A 19,414-nucleotide genomic window follows, 5' to 3' on the forward strand; every position below is an offset into this window, starting at 1 on the left:
GGTTGGGTGGCGCCTACGGGCGGGGGAGAGCTGCGTCGAGCAGGGCGGAGAGCTCGACGTCGTGCATCTTGGCCGAGCCGACCGCCGGGGCGGCGGCCGCTGGGCGGGAGATGCGGCGCAGCCGTACCCCGTCCAGGTGCTCCAGCATGTTGAGCGCGACGAACGACCAGGCGCCCTGGTTGGCCGGCTCCTCCTGGACCCAGGCGAAGTCCACCGCGTTCGGGTACGCCGCGAGCGCGGCCCGAATCTCCTCGATCGGCATCGGATAGAGCTGCTCGACCCGGATGATCGCAGTGTCGGTGATACCGCGATCCTGCCGGGCCTGGAACAGGTCGTAGTAGACCTTGCCCGAGCAGAGCAACACCCGCTGCACCTGCTCCGGGGCGGGGGCGCCCCCGTCGGACAGCACCGACTGGAAGGTGCCGTTGGTGAAGTCCTCGACCTGCGAGACGCAGAGCCGGTGCCGCAGCAGGGACTTCGGCGTGAAGACGATGAGGGGCTTGCGCTTCGGCGACAGGGCCTGGCGACGCAGCAGGTGGAAGTAGTTCGCCGGGGTCGTCGGGATCGCCACCCGCATGTTGTCCTCGGCGCAGAGCTGGAGGAACCGTTCCGGGCGGCCGGAGGTGTGGTCCGGGCCCTGGCCCTCGTGGCCGTGCGGCAGCAGCAGCGTGACCGCGGAGCGCTGACCCCACTTCACCTCGCCGGAGGAGATGAACTCGTCGATCACCGACTGGGCGCCGTTGACGAAGTCACCGAACTGGGCCTCCCAGCAGACCAGCGCGTTGACGTTCTCCACCGAGTAGCCGTACTCGAAGCCCATCGCCGCGTACTCGGACAGGAGCGAGTCGTGTACGAAGAACCGGGACCGTTCACCGCCGACGGTGAGTGCCTCCAGGGGCAGGTGGTCGTCGCCGGTCTCGGAGTCCACGACGGAGGCGTGCCGCTGCACGAAGGTGCCGCGGCGGGAGTCCTGCCCGGCGAGCCGGATGGTGACCCCGTCGTGCAGCAACGCACCGAAGGCGATGATCTCGCCGAAGCCCCAGTCGATGTTGCCCTCGCTGGCCATCTTGGCCCGCCGGTCGAGCAGCTGCTGGATCCGCTTGTGCGGGGTGAAGGCCTCCGGCAGGTTGAGGTGCGCCTCGCCGATCGTCCGGATGACATCGGCGTCGGTGGCGGTCTCCACCGGTGGCTCGGGCTCGTCCTTCCGCTGCGGGCGGCTGAGCTGACGGGGTGCGGTGGCGGCGTCTCGGGTGGCCTTGAAGACCCGCTCCAGCTGCGCCTGGTAGTCGCGCAGCAGCTCCTCCGCGTCCTCCACGGTGATGTCGCCCCGCCCGATCAGCTCCTCGGTGTAGAGCTTGCGAACCGACCGCTTCGAGTCGATGATCCGGTACATCTCCGGGTTCGACATCGACGGGTCGTCGCCCTCGTTGTGCCCGCGTCGGCGGTAGCAGACCAGGTCGATGACGACATCCTTGTTGAACGTCTGTCGGTACGCGAAGGCCAGCTGGGCGACCCGCACCACGGCCTCCGGGTCGTCACCGTTGACGTGGAAGATCGGCGCCTGGATCATCCGGGCCACGTCGGTGCTGTAGAGGCTGGAGCGGCTGTACTCCGGTGCGGTGGTGAAGCCGACCTGGTTGTTGACCACCACGTGCACCGTGCCGCCGGTGCGGTAGCCGCGGAGCTGGGACAGGTTCAGCGTCTCGGCGACGACTCCCTGGCCGGCGAAGGCCGCGTCACCGTGCACCGCCAGCGGCAGTACGGTGTAGCCCTCCAACTTGAGGTCGATCCGGTCCTGCTTGGCCCGGACGATGCCCTCCAGCACCGGGTCAACGGCCTCCAGGTGCGACGGGTTCGCCACCACCGAGACCTTGACCGAGTGTTCGCCGTCCGGGGTGGTGAACTTGCCGTTCTGCCCGAGGTGGTACTTCACGTCGCCGGAGCCCTGCGTGGAGCGCGGGTCCAGGTGTCCCTCGAACTCGGAGAAGATCTTCTCGTACGGCTTGCCGACGATGTTGGCCAACACGTTGAGTCGGCCCCGGTGCGCCATGCCGATGACGACCTCGTCCAGCCCACCTTCGGCGGAGGCCTCCAACACCTCGCCGAGCAGCGGAATCAGCGACTCGCCCCCCTCCAACGAGAAGCGCTTCTGGCCGACGTACTTGGTCTGCAGGAAGGTTTCGAAGGCCTCCGCGGCGTTCAGCCGGTTGAGGACGTGCTTCTGTTCGTTGACCGCCGGCTTCTCGTACTTGCGCTCGACCCGCTGCTGGATCCAGCGCCGCTCCTCCGGGTCCTGGATGTGCATGTACTCGATGCCGACCCGGCGGCAGTAGGTGTCCCGGAGCACGCCGAGGACATCGCGCAACTTCATCCGCTGCCGGTTGGCGAACCCGTTCACCGGGAACTGGCGGTCCAGGTCCCACAGGGTGAGCCCGTGCTGGAGGACGTCCAGGTCCGGGTGCTTGCGGATCTTGAACTCCAGCGGGTCGGTGTCGGCCATCAGATGGCCCCGCACCCGGTAGGCGTGGATCAGCTCGTGGACCCGGGCAGTCTTGTTGATCTGACCCTCGCCGTCGATCGCGACGTCGCGCATCCAGCGCACCGGCTCGTACGGGATGCGGAGCGACGTGAAGATCTCGTCGTAGAAGCCGTGCTCGCCGAGGAGTACCTCGTGCATCACCTTGAGGAACTCGCCGGACTGCGCGCCCTGGATGATCCGGTGGTCGTAGGTGCTGGTCAGCGTGATGACCTTACTGACCGCCAACTCGGCGAGGGTGCCCTCGCTCATGCCCTGGTACGGCGCCGGGTACTCCATCGCCCCGACACCGATGATCGCGCTCTGGCCGGTCATGAGTCGTGGCATCGAGTGCACGGTGCCGATGCCGCCGGGGTTGGTCAGCGAGATGGTGGTGCCGCTGTAGTCCTCCATGGTCAGCTCGTTCTTCCGAGCCCGCCGGACCACGTCCTCGTACGCCTGCCAGAACTGGCGGAAGTCCAGCTGTTCACAGGCCTTGATGGAGGGCACCACCAGGTTGCGGCTGCCGTCCGGCTTGACCAGGTCGATCGCGATTCCGAGGTTGATGTGCTCGGGGCGGACCAACGCCGGTTTGCCGTCCACGACGGCGAAGGAGTTGTTCATCTCCGGGTGCATCGCCAGCGCGCGGACCAGCGCGTATCCGACCAGGTGGGTGAAGCTGACCTTCCCGCCGCGGCCCCGGGCGAGGTGGTTGTTGATCACAATGCGGTTGTCCACCAGCAGCTTGGCCGGAACTGCGCGCACGCTGGTCGCGGTCGGCACGCTCAACGAGGCGTCCATGTTCTGGACGATTTTGGCGGCGACCCCGCGTAGCGGTGCGGTCTGCGGGCCGGATGCGGTGGGTGTGGTGGCCGGCTTCGTGGGGGCGGGCTTGGCGGCCGGCTTCGCGGCGGCGGGCTTCGCGGCGGGCTTGCTGGGAGCGGGCTTGCTGGGGGCGGGCTTGGTCGATCCGCGCTCCGGGGTGGCAGCGGGCGGGGCGGCCGAGGGTGCCGGCCGGCCGTCGGGCTCCGGCTTCGCGGCCGGTTCGCCATCCCGCGTCTCTCCCGGGCCCGGGGTGGGCCGGTAGTCGGCGAAGAAGTCGTGCCAGGCCGGGTCGACGCTGGTGGGGTCGGTCAGGAACCGCTGGTACATCTCTTCGACGATCCACTCGTTCGGGCCGAAACCCGCCAGTGGGTTCTCCTGCGAGGTCTGCTGGGTCGACACGGCCGGTAATCGCCTCTTTCACGCAAGTTTGTGGGTTACGCCGAACGCCGGGGGCCCCGGACACACGAGTCAGGTTCCAGGCTACGCCGTACCAAACCGATAGGAGTTGCCGACTCGGCTCCGTGGGGGGTTTCACAGAAAACGCCAGGCGGTTGCCGGTCGCGGTGCCTCCCGCCGACTCCTGGTACCCGGCCCGAGCCCGTTGGCTGCGGACGGACGTACCCGCCCGAAGAGCAGGTACGCCCGTCCACCTGATGGATCCGTCAGGAGATGTCCCGCCGGCGCATGGTGAGGATGCCGATCAGCCCGGAGACCAGCCCATAGCCGATGAGTACGGCGGCGCCGGCCCAGCGCGGCGGCTCCCCTGGGATGTCGACACCGGTGATCATGAGTGCGGAGGCCAGCGACGGCACCAGCACCTGCAGGTTGTTGACCCAGTCGCCGAGTCTGTTCGCCGCCACGGTGAGCACGGTCAGCGCCCCGATCGTGCCCCCCAGATACAGCAGAATCCCGGTGACGGTGGCGCCGATCTGGCTGCGGATGAGCGTCCCCAGGCCGACCCCGAAAAACGCCCAGAGCAGGTAGGCCAGCCCGTTGAGCGCAACGGCCTCCCAGACGGCGCCGCCCCATTGGGCGCCCACCCCGACCTGCTCCAGGATCGCCATCCCGGCGAGCAGGTTCGCGCCGGTCGTCCCCAGCCAGAAAATCAGCGCCAGGCAGGCGGTCGCGGCGAGCTTGGCCAGGACGACCGCGCTGCGCCGCGGAGTGGTCAGGAAGGTGGTGGTCACGGTCTGGTGGAAGAACTCACCGGTTACCACGATGATGCCGAGCAGCATCACCATCAGCAGGCCGAGGAACTGGCCGTTGGTGTAGAGGTTGGCCGCCAGCGCATCCGGCTGGGACACCGCCCCCACCGCCTCGGCCTGTCCCGCCGGCACGTCGCCGAACAGGTCCCGGGCAAGCACCTCGGTCTGCCCCCAGTTGACAAGCAACGCGATGCCCCACAGCGGCAGGTAGATCAGAGCCATGATCCACCACGTCTTGGTCGTGCGGATCTTGAACAGCTCGGCTCGGATCAGGTTACTCATCGGATGCCTGCCCTTCCGGCTGTCAGCTCCAGGAAGACGCCCTCCAGGTCGGGGCGTTCGGTGGCGAGTTCGTGTAGTTCGACGCCGGCGGCCAGGGCGGCCCGGCCGACAGTCGGCCCGTCCGCGCCGACGACCAGCAGCGCTCCCTGGTCATCCACCTCCACCGTCGCCGACGTCTGCTCCAACGCGGTGCGTAGCGTCTCGGCCTGTGGGGTGCGCACCCGGACCCGGGTGGTCTGCGCCATCGAGCCGATGACCCGATCCACCGGGCCCTGCCGGACCAGTTGGCCCGCTGCGATGATGACGACATCGTCCGCGAGGAGCTGCATCTCCGACAGTAGGTGGCTGGAGACCAGCACGGTACGCCCCTCGGCGGCCAGGCCCTTCAGGAAGCCGCGCATCCACCGGATGCCCTCCGGGTCGAGCCCGTTGGCCGGCTCGTCCAGAATCAGCACCCGGGGGTCGCCGAGCATCGCCGCGGCGATGCCCAGGCGCTGTTTCATGCCCAGCGAGTAGCCCTTGAACTTGCGCCGGCCCGCTGGCGCCAGACCGACCTGGGCCAGCACCTCGTCAGCCCGGGAGCGGGGCAGCCCGGCGGCGGTGCAGATCATCCGCAGGTGGTTGATGCCGGTACGCCCCTTGTGCGCGCTGGACGCCTCCAGCACCGCGCCGACGTGCCGCAGCGGGTCGGGCAGGTCGGCATACCGTTGCCCGCCGATGGTGGCCTGGCCAGCCGTCGGGGTGACCAGGCTCAGCAGCATGCGCAGGGTGGTGGTCTTGCCGGCGCCGTTCGGGCCCAGGAACCCGGTGACCCGACCCGGCTCCACCCGGAAGGAGAGGCCGTTGACCGCGCGAACACTGCCGTAGATCTTTGTCAGCCCGGAGACCAGGATCTCGCCGGTGGTGTCGGGGCTCGACCGTCCGTCCGTCATTCTTCTCCCAGGGTTGTGTCAGGATCACCGTCGCCAGTTTGACCGGGCGGCGCAAACTCACCGTGGCCTGGGATTCTGCCCGGACCGATGCCGGTCGGCTACCCCGCGATCCAGGTGGCGCGGGCGTAGCCGAGGAGGCTGCCGTCCGGGGCGAACAAGCTGCTGTGCACCTCGGCTTTGCGGCCCTGGGCGCGCGACAGCACCCCGGTGACCACGCACTCGTCGTCGGGGCACGGTGCGGCCAGCACCACCGCGGAGATCCGGCCCAGCAGGTACGGCCGGCCGGGGGCGATCACCGACCAGCCCCCGGGACAGTCCAGCGCCGCCCAGGCGGTGACCACGTCCGCTCCCGCCGGAACCCGGAACGGGGCGGCGATGCGCCCGGCAGCCAGCGGACCGGGAAAGATCCGCAGCCCGTCGGCGTGCTCCGGGCCGCACACATAGCAGCTGGGAAACGGGTGGTTGACCAGCCCGGGGTAGTCGGCTGCGGCAGCCCGGGCGGTCGCCAGATCCACCGGTTCCGCCACCGGGTCGAAGGCGGCAACCGTCGCGATCTCGGCGATGAGGTGGCCGGCTGGATCGCGGACCTCGCCCGCGTCGAGGGTCAACGGCGTCTCCAGCGGCGGCGGCCGGCGCAGGGTCACCTCCACCGGATCCGCGTCGGGTCGGGGGCGACTGCCGGGCATCGGTAGCGCAGCGTTCTGGGCGGCCACCGCGAACGTACCCGCGCTCCACCCGCCGTTCCCCGAGCCCGACGGGCCGTTGTACCGCGAGCCGATGATCATGCTGTCCACCTCCGGTTGGTGCCGGCCCGGTCGCCGGTCCGCCAGGCAGCCTCCCATGGTCCTGCCGCGGCCGCCCAGGGTGGCCGGTGCCTCCACTCACAGCGTCTTTTCAGGAACCACCCAGGCATGTCGCAGTCGGGGCGCGGATGATGGTCGTATGGCGGCTACCCAGACCGAGGCCCGACTGCTCGTCGTCGAGGACGACCCGAACATTCTGGAGCTGCTCTCCGCGAGCCTGCGCTTCGCTGGTTTCGACGTGGCGACCGCGACAAGTGGTAGCGCCGCGCTGAGCACGGCGAAGACCCACCGCCCCGATCTGGTCGTGCTGGACATCATGCTGCCGGACCTGGACGGGTTCGAGGTCATCCGGTTACTGCGCGAGGGGGGCGCCCGTACCCCGGTCGTCTTCCTGACCGCGCGGGACGCCACCGACGACAAGATCCGCGGCCTGACCCTGGGCGGCGACGACTACGTGACCAAGCCGTTCAGCCTGGAGGAGTTGACCGCCCGGATCCGGGCGGTACTGCGCCGCAGCGTCAGCGGTGAGCAGGCCCCGGCCCGGCTCACCTTCGCCGACCTCGAACTCGACGAGGAGGCCCACGAGGTGCACCGGGCGGGGCAGCGGGTGCAGCTCTCCCCGACGGAGTTCAAGCTGCTGCGGTATCTGATGCTGAACGCCAACCGGGTGCTCTCCAAGGCGCAGATCCTCGATCATGTCTGGAACTACGACTTCCGGGGCGACGACAACATCGTTGAGTCGTACATCTCGTATCTTCGGCGCAAGGTCGACAACACCCAGCCCCGGTTGATCCACACTCTCCGCGGGGTCGGGTACGTGCTCCGCAAGCCGGCAGCGTGAACGCCGTTTCGCAGGCGAAGGCCGGGCTGCGCCGGATCCCGCTCCGGGTCAAGTTGATCGCCGCGGTCCTCACCCTGGTGGCGGTCGCGCTCCTGGTGATCAGCACGTTGACCGCTGTCTTCCTCCGGAGCTACCTCATCAATCAGGTGGACGAGGGGTTGAGGGTCACCACCAGGAACCTCGAAACCCGCGGCGAGTTCAACGTGTCGGATCGTCTAACCGTCTTTCCGACGGACTATTTGATCGTCGTGACGAGCGCCAGAACCGGGCTGGCCAACGGCGGGTACGACCAAGACCGGTTCGAGAGTCGGGACCTGCCCCCGGTGCCGGCGGACGCCGCGGGGTTTCGGCGCCTGGCCGGTGAGCCGTTCACCGTGCGCGCGGAGGGCAACGATGTGCACTGGCGAATGCTGTACACGGAGCTGCCGAGCGGAGATTGGCTGGTCGTTGGGCGGCACCTGACCGACGTGGATCGAGCCGTCAAGCGGCTGGTCTGGATCGACCTGCTGGTGGGCACGTCGGTGCTGCTCCTGCTCGCCTCGATCGGCGCGGGCATCGTCCGGGCCAGCCTGAAGCCCCTCGACGAGATCGAGCAGACCGCCGCCGCGATCGCCGGCGGCGACCTGACCCGCCGGGTGCCGGACCCCGAGGCGGGTAACCCACAACCGACCTCGGAGCTGGGGCGGCTGTCCCGGGCGCTCAACATGATGCTCACCCAGATCGAGGCGGCCTTCACCGCCCGCGCCGCCTCGGAGACCGCCGCCCGCGCCGCCGAAACCACCGCCCGGGACGCCGCGGCGCACGCCCAGGCGTCCGAGTCCCGCGCCCGTCGGTCCGAGGAGCGGATGCGGCAGTTCGTCGCGGACGCCTCGCATGAGCTGCGTACCCCACTGACCACCATCCGGGGCTTCGCCGAGCTGTATCGGCAGGGCGCTGCGCGGGATCCTGAGCAGACCGGCGACCTGCTGCGTCGGATCGAGGACGAGGCGGCCCGGATGGGGCTGCTGGTGGAGGATCTGCTGCTGCTCGCCCGGCTGGACCGGGAGCGTCCGCTGTCGCCGGCCCCGGTCGAGCTGCCGGTGCTGGCTGCCGACGCGGTGGCGGCGGCCCGGGCGGTGGCGCCGGACCGGCGGATCGAACTGGACATCATCCCGGGCGCCGGGCCGCTGGTGGTCTACGGCGACGACGCACGACTGCGGCAGGTGATCGGCAACCTGATGACCAATGCCCTGACGCACACCCCAGCGGGGGCTTCGGTGACGCTACGGCTGCGTTCCGAGCCCGGTCAGTTGGCGGTGGTGGAGGTCGCCGACACCGGGCCGGGGCTCTCCGGTGAGCAGGCCGAGCGGGTGTTCGAGCGCTTCTACCGAGTGGACGCGGCCCGGACCCGACGGGCCGGTGGCAACACCGGGACCGGGCTGGGCCTGGCGATCGTCGCCGCCCTGGTCGCCGCCCATCAGGGCACGGTGGAGGTGGCGCAGACTCCGGGCGGAGGCGCGACCTTTCGGGTCCGGCTGCCCCTGGCGCCGGCACCGGACGGTGACGAGGTGTAATTTCAGCCAATCCACAGCTGGGCTTCAGGCTGATCGAAGTGGTAGGGGAGAAGGTGGTTCCATGACCGACTACGAGTCCGACCCGCAGCGTCGGCAGACCCCCGGGGACGCCGAGCCGTCGCATCCCACTGTCGATCTGTCTCGTCCCGAGCGCACCCAGTCCGACTCTTCGGCCGCTACCCCCGGTGCGGACCGCAGTGCCGCGCTGTCCGCCGACACCCCGGCCGACCGTGCCGAGGTGTCGCCGTCCTCGGCCCCGGACGCTCCGTCGTCGGCCGACCGCACCGAGGTGTCGCCGTCCTCGGCCCCGGACGCTCCGTCGTCGGCCGACCCCGCGGCGCCGCTCGCCCCCCGGCTCGGCGCCGCGCCCGTCACCGCGCCGCCCGGTGGGCACCCCTATCCACCCGGCTACTCGGCACAACATCCCGGCGCTGTCTGGTACGGGCCGCAGTCCAGCGCCGGGAGCGGGGGGCAGCCGGGCGGGTACGGAGCCCCGTTCTACCCGGGTCAGCCAGCGCAACTGGCCGGGCAGCCCATGCCACCGTGGGTGGCGCCGCGAACGGGTCCGAATCCGGGCAGCCGGGTCGCGAAGTTCGTCGGCGCGGGCGTCGCGGTGCTCGCCCTGATGTTCGGCTCCGGTGTCGCCGGCGGTGCGCTCGCACTCGCCCTGAGCGATGGCTCCGGCGTCACGCGCACCTACTCCGCGGCCCCGATCATCGACAGCGCCGACCTGCCGCGGATCGCCGCCGCGGTGCAGCCCAGCGTGGTGTCGATCGGCACCGACACCGGCGGGGGCTCGGGCGTGATCCTCACCGCCGACGGATATGTGCTGACCAACAACCACGTGATCGCCACCGCCAGCGGCGGCACCGTGCTGGTGACCCTCGCCGACGGCGAGACGGTGTCGGCAGAGATCACCGGCACCGACCCCAAGACCGACCTGGCGGTGGTGAAGGCCGCCGGGGTGAGCGACCTGACGCCGGCGGAGTTCGGCGACAGCGACGCGATGCAGGTCGGCGATCAGGTCCTCGCCCTCGGTAGTCCACTGGGCCTGCAGGGGTCGGTGACCGCCGGCATCCTCAGCGCGCGGGACCGCACCATCCAGGCAGGCGGTTCGGAGCAGGACCCGACGGTGGGAGTTACCTCGATTTCGGGGCTGTTGCAGACCGACGCGCCGATCAACCCGGGCAACTCCGGTGGGGCGTTGGTCAACACCCGAGGTGAGGTGATCGGGATCAACACCGCGATCGCCACCAGCGGCCAGGGCAGCACCGGCAACATCGGGGTCGGCTTCGCCATCCCCAGCAACAAGGCCGAGGACGTCGCCGAGAAGCTGCAACGGGGTGAGAAGGTCAGCCACCCCACCCTCGGCGTCAGCGTCATCGCCGCTGAGGGCGGCGGCGCGCTGGTGGCCGAGGTCCTCCCCGGCAGCGCTGCCGAGCGGGCGGGTTTCCAGCAGGGCGACGTCATCATCCGGTTCGGCGAGAAGGTGATCAGCGACTCCGAAGATCTGGTCGCCGTGGTCCAGGCCGGGAAGGTGGGCGACCGGGTGGATGTGACCTACAAGCGAAACAATGTTGAAGCGACGGCAACCGTGACGCTCGCTGAAGCGTCCTAAGGAGTGATGCCCATCCAGGGCGTCACTGCGATCGGGACTTTCCTCCTCCCTCCTGCGGCGGGTGGTGGAGCCAAGGGGGTTGGCTCCACCACCCGCCGCGTCCGCTGGCGGTGGGTGAACCAGGGCCGGCCGGAGCGGCGAGGATGCGCCCGGCTTGTCCGGTTTAGTCGGGTGGCAACCGGGAACCCGCCTCCGACTGGCAGCCGTGCTGGGGGCGGGCATGGCGGTGCCCACCAGCGGCCCCGGAGGGGGACTCGTGGCGCGCAACCGCGGGGACGGCAGCGTGGCCGGGCGGCCACTACGGATCGCGATGGTGGTCCCGCCGTGGCTGTCGGTGCCGCCAGCCGGCTACGGCGGCTTGGAGCACGTCGTCGCTGGCCTCGTGGACGGGCTGACCGCCCGGGGCCACCCGGTGACCCTCTTCGGGGCGGGTGAGCAGACCGGGACGACCGCCCGCTACGTCTCGACCGACGCCGAGCTGAAGTTTCACCGGATGGGTGAGGCGCTGCCCGAGCTGGCCCACCTCGTTCAGGTGAATCAGTCCGTCACTCCGGAACACTTCGACGTGGTCCACGACCACACCACGATCGGACCCCTGTTGGCCGGACGCCGGTCCGTGCCCACCGTCGCCACCGTGCACGGCAACCCGGTCGGGGAGTACGGCACCGTTCTTGGGGATGTCGACCAAGGCGTTGGTCTGGTGGCCATCTCCCACGCCCAACGGCGGCTCAACCCGCGGCTGCCCTGGGTCGGCACCGTGCACAACGGGCTGGACATCGAAGATATCCCGCACAAGCTGACGCCGGGTCGGGGGCCGGTGCTCTGGCTGGCCCGGTTCAGTCCGGACAAGGGACCCGACCTCGCCATTCGTGCCTGCCGAGCGGCCGGGCTGCCACTGATCCTCGCCGGCAAGTGCAACGAACCGGCCGAACGTCGCTACTTCGACGAGGTCGTCCGGCCGATGCTCGGCGATGATGTCACCGTCATCCTCGACGCCGATCGGCGGGACTCGTTCCGCCTGCTTCTCGACGCCCGCTGTCTGGTGCTGCCGATCCAGTGGGAGGAGCCGTTCGGTGTCGTCATGCTGGAGGCGATGGCCACCGGGACGCCGGTGGTGGCGCTACGTCGAGGTGCCGTGCCGGAGTTGATCATGTCGGGCCGAACCGGTCTGATCTGCGAGAGCGGGGACGAGTTGCCGGGGGCGCTGCGGAGGGTGGGCGGACTGGACCCGGCGGTCTGCGTCGCGCATGTGGCGGAGAACTTCTCCATCGCCCGGCTGGTTGACGGCTACGAGGCGGTGCTGCAGCGGTTCGTCTCGGCGGTGGTCCCCGCGCGCGAACCCGCCCCCACCACCTTCCGTTGAGGGCGGCGGCCGGATCAGTCCGCGCAGGGGAGGCCGGTGACGGGCCCCCGGGGCGGCGGCGTAGCCCATGCCAGGATGGCAGCTATGGCTGGGGGTCCGGTGGCGTTCGTGCTCGGTGGCGGCGGCGTTCTCGGTGCGGTCGAGGTCGGCATGCTGCGCGCGTTGTTCCGCGCCGACATTCGACCCGACCTGGTGTTCGGCACCTCGATTGGTGCGGTCAACGGGGTGCTGGTGGCCGCCGATCCGTCCACCACGGTCACCGACCGGCTGGTCCGGCTCTGGGCCTCTCCCGAGGCGAGCGAGGTGTACGGCGACTCCGTGGCCCGACAGCTACGCCGATTCGCCGCGCGTACCCATCTGCACTCGCCGCGGCCACTGCGCAAACTGTTGGAGCGGGAACTCGGTGCCGACACCACCTTCGCGGATCTGCGGGTGCCCTTCCGCTGCTGCGCGGCGAACATCGAGCGGGCCGCCGAGCACTGGTTTGACACCGGGCCGGTCGTACCGGCCGTCCTCGCCAGCGCCTCCGTGCCGGGTCTTCTCCCTCCAGCCCAGATCGACGGCCAGCACTACATCGACGGCGGTGTGGTCAACCCGATCCCGATCGGCGAGGCGGTGGCGGCTGGAGCCACCCGGATCTTCGTGCTTCAGGTGGGGCGAATCGAACGCGAGCTCAGCCCACCACGACGGCCCTGGGAGATCTCCCAGGTCGCGCTCGAGATCGCCCGCCGGCACCGGTTTGCCCGCGAGCTGGCCGCCGTGCCCGACGGGGTCCAGGTGCATGTGCTGCCGACCGGAGGAATCCAGCCCCGGGAGGACTCGCCGTGGGCATACCGGGACACGGCAGCGGTGGGGCGGCGGATCAGCCGGGCCTACACGGCCTCGCGGCGCTACCTGGCCCAGCTGGACCGCTGATGCCGCCACCACCCCGGTGGCTGTGCGGGACGCGCCAGAGCGGGTCCACGTAGGGTGACCGGGTGGAGGAGATCTGTGTGGTGACGACGGTGGTGGACGAGCGCTCGATCGCCGCGGGGCTCGCGGACGCGGCGGTGGTCGATCACCTGGCGGCCTGCGCGCAGGTGGGCGGCCAGGTGGACAGCACGTACTGGTGGCAACAGCGCGTCGAGACCAGCTCCGAGTGGTCCGTGCAGTTCAAGACCGCCCCGGGACGAGTCGGCGCGTTGGTCGAACAGATCCGGGCCAACCACCCCTACGACGTACCAGAGATCCTGGTGAACCGGGTGGAGAGCAACCCCGACTACGCCGCCTGGGTCCACGAACAGACCCGTTCGTAGCCCGCCCCGGTAGGGCGTACCCCACCTTCAGCCGGGGGCGTACCACCACCATCGGCGGGGGGCGTATTCCCACCTCCAGTCGGGGGCGTACCGGCTTACTCAGCGCAACCCTCCTCGGCAGACTCGGTGCCGGTGGTCGAGCTGACCGGCGCGACCGGAGTCGAGGAGGGGGTGGGCGAATATGCGGCAGCTGGTATCGGATCCGCCGGTACGGGGCAGTGACTACGCCGAGTTGTCCCGGCGGATCCGGGCGGCGGGACTTCTGGAGCGCCGTCCCGGCTGGTATGCGGTTCGGATCGCGTCCACAAGCGCGTTTTTCGGCGCGGTCTGGGCGCTGGTCATCCTCGTCGGCGACTCCTGGGGGCAGGCCGCGGTCGCGGCACTGATGGCGGTGGCCAGCACCCAGGTGGCCTTCCTCGGCCACGACGCCGGGCACCGACAGATGTTCCGGCGGCGAGGGCCGAGCGAACTGGTCGGCCTGCTCGCGGGGAACCTGGCGGTCGGGCTCAGCTACGGGTGGTGGGTGGAGAAGCACAATCGGCACCACGCCAACCCCAACCACGCCGACGAGGACCCGGACGTGGCGGCGGGCGCGTTGGTCTGGTCGGTGGAGCAGGCCCGGGCGACCCGGGGGTTCGCTCGGTGGCTGGCTCGCCGGCAGGCGTTCCTCTTCTTCCCGATGCTGCTGCTGGAAGGGCTGAACCTGCATCTGTCGAGCCTGCGAGCCATCGCGGGGCGGGGGCCGGACGGGCGGTTCCAGACGCCGATGCGGCACCGGGGTGGTGAGGCGTTCCTGCTCGCCGCGCACACCGTCCTCTACGTCGGTGGCCTGCTGCTGGTGATGTCACCGGGGAAGGCGTTGGTCTTCGCGGTGGTGCACCAGGGGCTGTGGGGGCTGTACATGGGGTGCGCGTTCGCTCCGAATCACAAGGGCATGCCGATGCCGACCGCCGGTGACCAGCTGGACTTCCTGCGGAAGCAGGTGATCACCTCACGGAACGTACGAGGTGGTCGGTTTGTCGATGTCGCCCTGGGTGGGTTGAACCAGCAGATCGAGCACCACCTGTTTCCGAGTATGCCGCGCGACAACCTGCGTCGGGCCCAACCGATCGTCCGGGCCTACTGCGCGCAGCGGGGGGTCCCGTACGTCGAGGTGGGGGTGGTGGAGTCGTACCGGCAGGCGCTCGCGCACCTGCATGCGGTTGGCCGACCGTTGCGCTGAGCGAGGAGCGCTCCAGCGGTGGCGAGCTGGCGTCGACACCGCTGGTCAGCTCCCTACCAGCGGTGCCGGTAGGGTCGGCCCGTGGCAGCCGTGCGCACCGGGCGGAGGGCGACCCTCGTGGGGGAGATCCGATGAGATTCGAGATCAGTAAGGTGTTGGACGCCATTGAGGGCCGGGTGTCCACCGACCCCTGGCTGACCCGCGCGGTGCTCGACCTGGCCGAGGTGATTCGGTACCAGGATATTGACGGTGGCCGGCCGGCCAGTCTGCTCCGCCTCGGCATGGTGATCGACGCCCTGGCGCGTCACCTGGAGGAGGACAGCGTCCCGGTCTACGCGGTGGTGCACCGGGGCGTGCTCTCCGACGCCGACCTGACCTCGAACGAGCGGATGGTGGTGCGGCGCTGGGCCGATGACGGCCTGGTGGAGGTGCTGGACAATCCTGGTGGTCGGATGCTGGAGGTCGCCGACCTGCTCGGGCTTCCGGTGCTGAGTCGGGCCCGGTTCGACGGGTTGCGGGGCCGCTACCCCTGGGTGGCCGACCAGCCCGGCCGGGTGGTCGCCCCGGTACCCGCCCAGAGTGGGCCGACCTTCGTCGCGCACGTCGGTGGCGGGGACGCCCTCTCCGCCGGCGAACGGTCCGTGGCCGGCGCCAAGCTGTTGGCGCGGCACTGGCGCTGCCCCGAGGCCCCGTGCGCACTCTTCGGTCAGGGCGGTGGGGGTGGGGCCTTCGCCGACCTGGCCGCGGTCAGCGATCGCAGCCCGGTGACGCAGCCGCCGCCCAGCCTGCGTGGGGGAGTGCCGAGCTGCCCCCGGCACGGCGCTCGGCTCAGCGACGCGGGTCCACGTCCGCGGTCGGCGGTGCTGGCGGTCCGGGTTGGTGGCCTGATCCGGCGTCGGTTCGTGCTCACCGACTCCGAACCGGTGCTGGTCGGGCGTGCTCCGGAGGCTGACGGCGGGGTGATCCTCGGCCAGTGGCTCAACGACGAGGCCCGCCGGTGGATCAGCCGCAGCCACCTGCGACTGGAGTTGCGGGTCGGCGAGATCATCGTCACCGACGTGAGTACCAACGGCTCCGGGATCCGGCCGAACGGGTCGATGGTGGAGGCGGAGCGGGTCCCGCTGGCACCGCAGCAGTCTCGGGTGCTGGCCGAGGGGCACATGGTGGAGCTGTACCCGGGCGTGCAGGTCGGGCGCCCGGACGAACTGCCGGCTGGCGCGCCGTACACCCCGACCTCGGTGATGGCCGAGGCGCCGACGATGGCGATGCGTCTGCCGCGTTGACCGCCGGCCCCGGCGGGGGCGCCGGATCACCCGGCCGGCACCCCTGCCGTGGTACGAGGACTATTCGGTGAGGATCGCAGCCAGCTGTGCCACCGCATGGTCGATCTCTTCCTCGGTGATGACCAGAGGCGGGGCCAGACGGATGGTGGAGCCGTGGGTGTCCTTGGCGAGGACGCCGCGGCTCATCAGCCGTTCGCTCGCCGCCCGCCCGGTCATTAGCGCCGGATCGATGTCCAGGCCGGCCCAGAGCCCGCGGCCCCGGACCGCGAGCAGGCCCTTGCCGACCAGCGCCCGAAGCCCGGCGTGTAACCGGGCGCCGAGCTCGGCGGAGCGGCGCTGGAACTCGCCGGTGGCCAGGAGCCGGACAACCTCGGTGGCGACCGCGGCGGCGAGCGGGTTCCCACCGAAGGTGGAACCGTGCTGGCCCGGTTGGAGTACGCCGAGCACATCGGCATCCGCCACGACGGCCGAGACTGGCACGATGCCGCCACCGAGAGCCTTACCGAGCAGGTACATGTCCGGCACCACAGCTTCGTGCTCGCAGGCGAACGTGGTGCCGGTGCGGCCGAGGCCGGACTGGATCTCGTCGGCGATCAGGAGCACGTTCTGGTCGGTGCAGACCCGCCGTACGTCCGGCAGGTAGCCGGCCGGTGGCACGATCACCCCCTGTTCGCCCTGGATCGGTTCGAGCAGCACCGCGACGGTGTTCTCGTCGATGGCGGCGGTCAGCGCTGCCAGGTCGCCGTAGGCGACGAGGCGGAAGCCCGGCGTGTACGGCCCGAAGTCGGCGCGGGCGTCCTCGTCGGTGGAGAAGCTGATGATGGTGGTGGTGCGACCGTGGAAGTTGCCCTCGGCCACCACAATGTTCGCCTGCTCCGCCGCGACCCCCTTGACCTGGTAGCCCCATTTGCGGGCCACCTTGATACCGCTCTCGACCGCCTCGGCCCCGGTGTTCATTGGCAGCACCAGCTCCTTGCCGCAGAGCTGGGACAGCTCCCGACAGAAGTCGGCGAACTGGTCGTGGATGAAGGCGCGGCTGGTCAGGGTGAGCCGGTCCAACTGGGCGTGGGCGGCCTCGACCAGCCGCGGGTGGCGGTGCCCGAAGTTGAGCGCCGAGTAGCCGGCCAGGCAGTCCAGGTAGCGGCGGCCGTCCACGTCGGTGACCCAGGCGCCCTCGGCTGAGGAGATGACCACCGGCAGCGGGTTGTAGCTGTGCGCTGTCCACCGTTGCGCATCGCGAACGGCCGTGGGTGTCCGTACCTCGTCTTTGATCATCTACTCGCCTCCCTGCAAGAGTCGCAATGTGCAGCACTTCGGGCCGCCGCCGGCCTTACGCAGCTCGGACAGGTCGATCCCGATCGTCTGGTAGCCCCGCTCCCGCAGCTGCGCCGCCAAGCCGGTGGCCTGCGCCGGCAGGACGACGTGCTGGCCGTCGCTGACCGCGTTGAGGCCCAGGACCGCGGCGTCGGCCATGCTGGCGAGTACGGCGTCCGGGAAGAGCCGGCGCAGCACCGCCTGGCTGCCGGGGGAGAAGGCCTCAGGGAGGTACGCGATGGTGTGCTCGTCCAGCACGGTCAACGCGGTGTCCAGGTGGTAGAAGCGGGGGTCCACCAACTGCATGGTGAGGACCGGGTAGCCGAAGACCTCCTGCAACTGCGCGTGGGCGGGGTGCGCGGTCCGGAATCCGGTGCCGGCGAGGAGGTGGCCACCGGCGAGCAGGATGTCGCCTTCTCCCTCGTTGACGTGCTTCGGGTGGTGCACCTCGAAGCCGGCGGCTTCGAACCAGGCACGGTAGGCGGGCGCCTCATCGGCGCGCTGCGGGGCCCGGAACTGCGCCGCCATGGCCCGGCCGCCGAGGACCGTGCCGCCGTTCGCGGCGAAGACCATGTCGGGTAGGCCCGGCAGCGGGGTGATCTCCTCGACAGCGTGGCCGAGGTCCCGGTAGGTCTGGCGTAGCTGCTCCCACTGCCGGATCGCCAGGTCGACGTCGACCGGCGCGGTGGGATCCATCCACGGATTGATCGCGTAGTCGACGGCGAAGTATGTCGGCCGGCACATGAGGAAGCGCTGGTGGCGGGTGGCGTCCATCGGCATTGTCCTGCTCTCAGGGTCGGGCGCGCCTGGCCACCGTGGCCCGCGGGCTGGCGCCGTTGCTCCACGGTATGTGGGGCAGGCCAGCGGGATCCACCGTAGGAAGTTGCTTTGGCCGTCGGATCATTGCGTTTGGCGGCTCTTCTGTAGCGTTTCCTTGCAGGCGCCGGAGGGGCGTCCCCGACTGCTCCGGCCCGGAGCGAAGACGGACCGGGTCACCGCCCGAGGGCGTCGACGGCCTTACGCGCGGCGATCAGCACCGGATCCCAGACCGGGGAGTACGGCGGGGCGTACCCGAGGTCCAGGGCGGTCATGTCGTCCACCGTCATGCCGTTCCAGAGCGCCACGGCCAGGGCGTCGATCCGCTTTGCCGCCTCCGACCAGCCCACGATCTGCGCGCCGAGGAGCCGCCCGGTGGGCCGTTCGGCGATGAGTTTGACGGTCATCGGGCGGGAGCCGGGGAAGTAGCCGGCACGGTTGGTGGACTCGGTGATCACCGAGACGAACTCGAAACCCGCCGCCGCGGCGTCCTGCTCCCGGAGCCCGGTGCGGCCGACCTCCAGGTCGCAGACCTTGATCACCGCGGTGCCGATCACCCCGGGGAAGGTCGCGTACCCGCCACCGATGTTGACGCCGGCGACCCGGCCCTGCTTGTTGGCGTGTGTGCCCAGCGGGATGTGTACGGGCATTCCGCTGACCCGGTGCAGGCACTCCACGCAGTCACCGGCGGCCCACACGTCGTCAACTCCGGGTACCCGCATGCGTCGGTCCACCCGCAGCGCCCCGCTGGGCCCGATTGGCAGCCCGGCGGCCTCGGCGAGCGCGACGTTGGGGCGGACACCGAGGCCGAGCACGACCAGGTCGGCGGGGATCGGTCCGTCGGAGGTGAGCACCGTGCAGACCCGCCCGTCTCGCTCCTGTAGGCCGGTCACCTCCAGGTCGGTGCGGATCTGCACCCCCACTCCGTGCATGGCGTCATTGACCAGCTTGGCCATGTCCGGGTCCACGGTCGACATCGGTTGACTGGCCTTCTCGACCAGGGTGACCTCCAGTCCACGCTGGATCAGTGCCTCGGCCATCTCGACTCCGATGTAGCCCCCGCCGACCACGACCGCCTGGCGGGGGCGCGGGTCGGTGTCCAGCCAGTCCCGGAGGGCGGCGCCGTCGTCGAGGGTCTGCACGCCGAAGACGCCCTTCACCCCGGTGCGCGCCCAGGCGGGCCGCAGCGGGTGGGCGCCGGTGGCGTAGACCAGGGTGTCGAATCGCTCGCGGACCTCGCCGCCGTTGGCCAGGTCCCGGGCGACCACCTCGCGTCGGTCGAGGTCGACCGCGGTGACCTCGTGCCGTAGCCGGACTCCGATGTCGAACCGCTCGCGGAAGGTCGTCGGATCGCGGGCGATCAGTTGGTCGCGTTGCGGCACCAGGCCGCTGATCCAGTATGGGATGCCGCAGGCCGAGTAGGACGTGAACTGGCCCCGCTCGAAGGCGATGATCTCCAGGTCGTCCGGGCCGCGGCGGCGGCGGGCCTGCGACGCCGCCGCCATCCCGGCGGCATCGCCGCCAATGACGATCAACCGTTCTGTCAC

15 protein-coding genes are annotated in these 19,414 nt (G+C 70.4%); 8 read left to right on the forward strand and 7 right to left on the reverse strand.

The genetic code is table 11. The annotated features are described in order from the left end of the window. Positions 1 to 13: 13 nt before the first annotated feature. The 4 genes from SALPAC3_RS0119150 to SALPAC3_RS0119165 all read right to left on the reverse strand — a co-directional run bounded on the left by SALPAC3_RS0119150 (position 14) and on the right by SALPAC3_RS0119165 (position 6,544). Positions 14 to 3,739: a multifunctional oxoglutarate decarboxylase/oxoglutarate dehydrogenase thiamine pyrophosphate-binding subunit/dihydrolipoyllysine-residue succinyltransferase subunit gene (locus SALPAC3_RS0119150; RefSeq protein WP_018222794.1), complete on the reverse strand. Its 3,726-nt coding sequence runs from the start codon at positions 3,737 to 3,739 to the stop codon at positions 14 to 16. Positions 3,740 to 4,002: 263 nt separating this feature from the next. Then, positions 4,003 to 4,827: an ABC transporter permease subunit gene (locus SALPAC3_RS0119155; RefSeq protein ID WP_018222795.1), complete on the reverse strand. Its 825-nt coding sequence runs from the start codon at positions 4,825 to 4,827 to the stop codon at positions 4,003 to 4,005. Continuing rightward, the gene (locus tag SALPAC3_RS0119160) at positions 4,824 to 5,759 is read right to left on the reverse strand and encodes an ATP-binding cassette domain-containing protein (protein WP_018222796.1); all 936 of its coding nucleotides are present in this window, start codon (positions 5,757 to 5,759) and stop codon (positions 4,824 to 4,826) included. Before SALPAC3_RS0119160 ends, SALPAC3_RS0119155 begins: the two co-directional genes overlap by 4 nt. 98 nt (positions 5,760 to 5,857) lie before the next feature. Further along, positions 5,858 to 6,544: a hypothetical protein gene (locus SALPAC3_RS0119165; protein WP_026185723.1), complete on the reverse strand. Its 687-nt coding sequence runs from the start codon at positions 6,542 to 6,544 to the stop codon at positions 5,858 to 5,860. A gap of 157 nt (positions 6,545 to 6,701) precedes the next feature. Here SALPAC3_RS0119165 and SALPAC3_RS0119170 point away from each other — a divergent pair, with 157 nt between their 5' ends. From SALPAC3_RS0119170 to SALPAC3_RS0119205, 8 genes are all read left to right on the forward strand, one after another. Continuing rightward, positions 6,702 to 7,403, forward strand: a complete 702-nt coding sequence (locus SALPAC3_RS0119170) for a response regulator transcription factor (RefSeq protein ID WP_018222798.1) — start codon at positions 6,702 to 6,704, stop codon at positions 7,401 to 7,403. After that, positions 7,400 to 8,956, forward strand: coding sequence for a sensor histidine kinase (locus SALPAC3_RS0119175; protein ID WP_018222799.1), 1,557 nt, complete (start codon positions 7,400 to 7,402; stop codon positions 8,954 to 8,956). The genes SALPAC3_RS0119170 and SALPAC3_RS0119175 overlap by 4 nt, the downstream gene beginning before the upstream one ends. A 61-nt stretch (positions 8,957 to 9,017) precedes the next feature. Next, positions 9,018 to 10,574, forward strand: a complete 1,557-nt coding sequence (locus SALPAC3_RS0119180; RefSeq protein ID WP_018222800.1) for a S1C family serine protease — start codon at positions 9,018 to 9,020, stop codon at positions 10,572 to 10,574. A 256-nt stretch (positions 10,575 to 10,830) separates the two neighbouring features. Continuing rightward, positions 10,831 to 11,937: a glycosyltransferase family 4 protein gene (locus SALPAC3_RS0119185; RefSeq protein WP_018222801.1), complete on the forward strand. Its 1,107-nt coding sequence runs from the start codon at positions 10,831 to 10,833 to the stop codon at positions 11,935 to 11,937. Between the two features lie 84 nt (positions 11,938 to 12,021). Beyond that, a complete protein-coding gene (locus SALPAC3_RS0119190) occupies positions 12,022 to 12,852 on the forward strand; it encodes a patatin-like phospholipase family protein (protein WP_018222802.1) in 831 nt (276 codons plus the stop codon). A gap of 62 nt (positions 12,853 to 12,914) precedes the next feature. Next, complete coding sequence (gene cutA, locus SALPAC3_RS0119195) at positions 12,915 to 13,232, forward strand: divalent-cation tolerance protein CutA (protein ID WP_018222803.1); 318 nt, start codon at positions 12,915 to 12,917, stop codon at positions 13,230 to 13,232. 181 nt (positions 13,233 to 13,413) lie between these two features. Continuing rightward, positions 13,414 to 14,454 carry a fatty acid desaturase family protein gene (locus SALPAC3_RS0119200; protein ID WP_018222804.1) on the forward strand — a complete coding sequence of 347 codons (1,041 nt, stop codon included), beginning with the start codon at positions 13,414 to 13,416 and terminating at the stop codon, positions 14,452 to 14,454. Between the two features lie 131 nt (positions 14,455 to 14,585). Next, positions 14,586 to 15,737, forward strand: coding sequence for an FHA domain-containing protein (locus SALPAC3_RS0119205; protein ID WP_018222805.1), 1,152 nt, complete (start codon positions 14,586 to 14,588; stop codon positions 15,735 to 15,737). A 60-nt stretch (positions 15,738 to 15,797) separates the two neighbouring features. Here the strand turns inward: SALPAC3_RS0119205 and rocD are convergent, their stop codons facing one another. The 3 genes from rocD to SALPAC3_RS0119220 form a co-directional block, all read right to left on the reverse strand. Next, positions 15,798 to 17,012: an ornithine--oxo-acid transaminase gene (gene rocD / locus SALPAC3_RS0119210; RefSeq protein WP_018222806.1), complete on the reverse strand. Its 1,215-nt coding sequence runs from the start codon at positions 17,010 to 17,012 to the stop codon at positions 15,798 to 15,800. Beyond that, complete coding sequence (gene ddaH, locus SALPAC3_RS0119215) at positions 17,013 to 17,825, reverse strand: dimethylargininase (RefSeq protein WP_018222807.1); 813 nt, start codon at positions 17,823 to 17,825, stop codon at positions 17,013 to 17,015. A 218-nt stretch (positions 17,826 to 18,043) separates the two neighbouring features. Next, a complete protein-coding gene (locus SALPAC3_RS0119220; protein ID WP_026185725.1) occupies positions 18,044 to 19,414 on the reverse strand; it encodes an FAD-dependent oxidoreductase in 1,371 nt (456 codons plus the stop codon).

Origin of the sequence: Salinispora pacifica DSM 45544 (genome assembly GCF_000378845.1) — a bacterium.
Classification (GTDB): domain Bacteria; phylum Actinomycetota; class Actinomycetes; order Mycobacteriales; family Micromonosporaceae; genus Micromonospora; species Micromonospora pacifica.